This window comes from Aminobacter sp. P4_H6_2 (genome assembly GCF_056400805.1).
The window spans coordinates 1-2,690 of record NZ_JBFUKO010000693.1; the positions used below are offsets into that span (position 1 = coordinate 1).

Here is a 2,690-nt window from a genome sequence, read left to right on the forward strand (position 1 = left end):
GTTGATGCCTTCCTGACCTTCGACGGCAATTGGCTGCAGCGAAAACGCGCGGCCGCTCCCGCCGACGAGAATATTGGCGCCTGCGCCGACACCGAACGAGGCGTTCGCGCCTACCCCGGCATAGGTACCGGCCAAKGCWCCAGCSGGAAGGCCGCTGGCCGTCGCGACGACACCCCAGATCAGGTGGCCCGAGCCAACCTCCCCAAGSGCCACGCCGAACTGATCAATGGATCCKGYGTAGTTTTCGACTTTGCCGTCCCGGTCCTGGAAGACGCACGACAGTGTCTGCTTTTCAACTACGAACATTCCGATGCCGCGAGACACATCGCATGWAAGCGTGCCTATCTGCGCGGAATTCTGGGCACTTGCACCCAACGGGATCAGCGCCAGGGCACAGCTGAGAAATACCTTTCGAGATAGATCAACCATTGACGTCCCCTTCGTTTTGCCCCGCCTTCACTGACTTAGCTGTCAGCAACGACTRACGTTGCGCTTGTTACGGCGAGRCGGCTTTTTCGCTAWWTGCCACTCGGCAYTATTTCAGTTCGAACGGAAAGATGGTCTTCCAGTCCGTCTTCATGTCGACRACCGTCCAATTGTTCACCGCAGCCGCATCGAGCGCTTCGTCGAGTTTGCCAAACTCCGTGTTGCGGTCGTAGGCGTACTCCCGCTCGGCGTCGGTGTGGTGGACGATGAGACCGAAACGCGGGCCGGCGTTCCCGCTGCCCAAGGTCGTCCATTGCAGCATTTCGAGGTCGCCATCGGAATTGCCGAAGGCGGCGATCGGACGGCGGCCGATCTGCTCGTTGATGCCGGACGGCTTGCCAGCCTTGTCGTCKATGAAGTTGACCTCAGGCAGCCGAAACAGCGTAGGCGTGCCATCTTTCATCTCGAACTGCGTCTTGATGGACGAACCAAYRACCTGCTCTGCCGGCACCCCATAAACCTTYTCGGTCCATGGCCGCATGAACTCGATGCCGCCGCCCGAAGCGATGAAAGTCTTGAAGCCATTGGCRCGCAGATAGGCGAGCAGTTCGAGCATCGGCTGGTAGACGAGYTCGGTGTAGGGGCGCTTGAACCGGCCATCACGCGCGGTTGCGATCCAGTCGGTGACGATCTTYTGGAACTCGTCGCTGGTCATTCCGGYGTGGGTCGCCATGATGAGTTCCACCAGCCCCTTCTCGCCGCCTGCCGCGAGCGCCTTCATGTCGCTTTCGAGCACCGCCTTGAACGGCTGTGTGGTCTTCCATTCCGGATGCGACGGCGCTTCTGTCTTCACGCGGTCGAGCGCAAAGGCGAGTTGGGTATACATCGGGTGCTCGACCCACAATGTACCGTCATTGTCGAAGACGGCGATGCGATCCGGCTCGGCAACGAAGTCCGGCGAGCCAGCCTTGGTCACTTTCTCGACGAAGGCAACGATGGCTGCCTTGGGGCCGGTGTCGTTCCATGATGGCAGGGGATCGGTCTGGGCCTGCGCCAATGCCGCCGCAAGAAATGCGCAAAGGCCTATGAACGCTCCGCCAACGAGCCTGGAGAATGCGTGCATCTGAACTCTCCATCGTTGATGTGGTTGGGCCCGAACTGCCGGGCAAGATTTGGTATCGGACGCCCCTGTGACGGGGCGTCCGGCCTTGGCGGGGTGTGTCAATCGTGACCTGTCTTCATATCTTTGACCTGCTGCATCACCTGCTCCAGATTGTAGCTTGCAGGGTCCTGAAGCGGCGGATAGGCGATGTAGGTCTCGAGATGCCTTAGCCACAACTGCTGGCCTATGGGCAGGATGTTCCAGTCATAGACATAGGCGGTGGACGGAGAGGCGATGGAGCCGGCCATTCCGAACAGCGTCTTGATCTGTTGGCCGACCGAGGTCTCGAACGGATCGCGCTTGATGTTGACGACCTGCGTCCAGGAGTAGGGTTGCACGCCTGAGATGAAGCCAGCTGGGTCGTCGGAGACCATTGCGAAATACATCTTCCAGTTCTTGTAGCGAACCGCCGATGGCTCCTTGCCGGAATAGTACAAGAAAGAGTCGCGCGCGGACGGCGACTTGCCTTCCAGGAATTCACGCTGATCGATCCCGTCGAGCGTGGTCTTGACGATCCCTGGATACTTGCCAGCCTCGATCTCTTTTTTCAGCCCGTCGCCCTTTGGGCCACCGGCGATGTCGACGAGCGTCGGCAGCCAGTCAAGCGAGGCGAAGATGTCGTTCTTGACCGTGCCGGGYTCGATGTGTCCGGGCCAGCGCACGACCAGCGGGGCACGCATGCCRCCCTCCCAGGTGCTGAGCTTGCCACCCTTGAAGGGGGTAGTGCCGCCATCTGGGAAGGTGATCGTCTCGGCTCCGTTGTCGGTGGTGAAGACGACGATGGTATTGTCCAGTTCTCCCATCTCCTCGAGCTTCTTCAAGACGTAGCCGATATTGTCGTCCATCTGCTTCATGCCGGCTTCGTTGATGCCCCAGTCCTTGCCGCCGGTCTCACCGACCATGTTCAGATATTTGTCGGGCAACACCGTCGTGATGTGCATGCGCGCCGGGTTGTACCAGACAAAGAACGGCTTCTTGGTCTTTTCCGGATCGTTCCTGTCGAGGAAGTCGATGACTTTACCTGAAATCTCCTCGTCAATCGTCTTGGAGCGCTCAAGCGTCAGTGGCCCCTGATCCTTGCATGTCTGGTTGGCCGGCGACC

3 protein-coding genes are annotated in these 2,690 nt (G+C 59.7%); all 3 read right to left on the reverse strand.

All coding sequences use genetic code 11. From position 1 onward, the window contains the following. Positions 1-429 (reverse strand): DUF992 domain-containing protein (locus tag AC1DUU_RS28755; RefSeq protein ID WP_476786737.1); only part of this gene is annotated, 429 nt, incomplete at its 3' end. A gap of 106 nt (positions 430-535) precedes the next feature. Further along, a complete protein-coding gene (locus AC1DUU_RS28760; RefSeq protein WP_476786739.1) occupies positions 536-1,549 on the reverse strand; it encodes an HAD family hydrolase in 1,014 nt (337 codons plus the stop codon). 98 nt (positions 1,550-1,647) lie between these two features. After that, positions 1,648-2,690: sulfatase-like hydrolase/transferase (locus AC1DUU_RS28765; RefSeq protein WP_476786738.1), on the reverse strand; the 1,043-nt coding region annotated here is incomplete at its 5' end.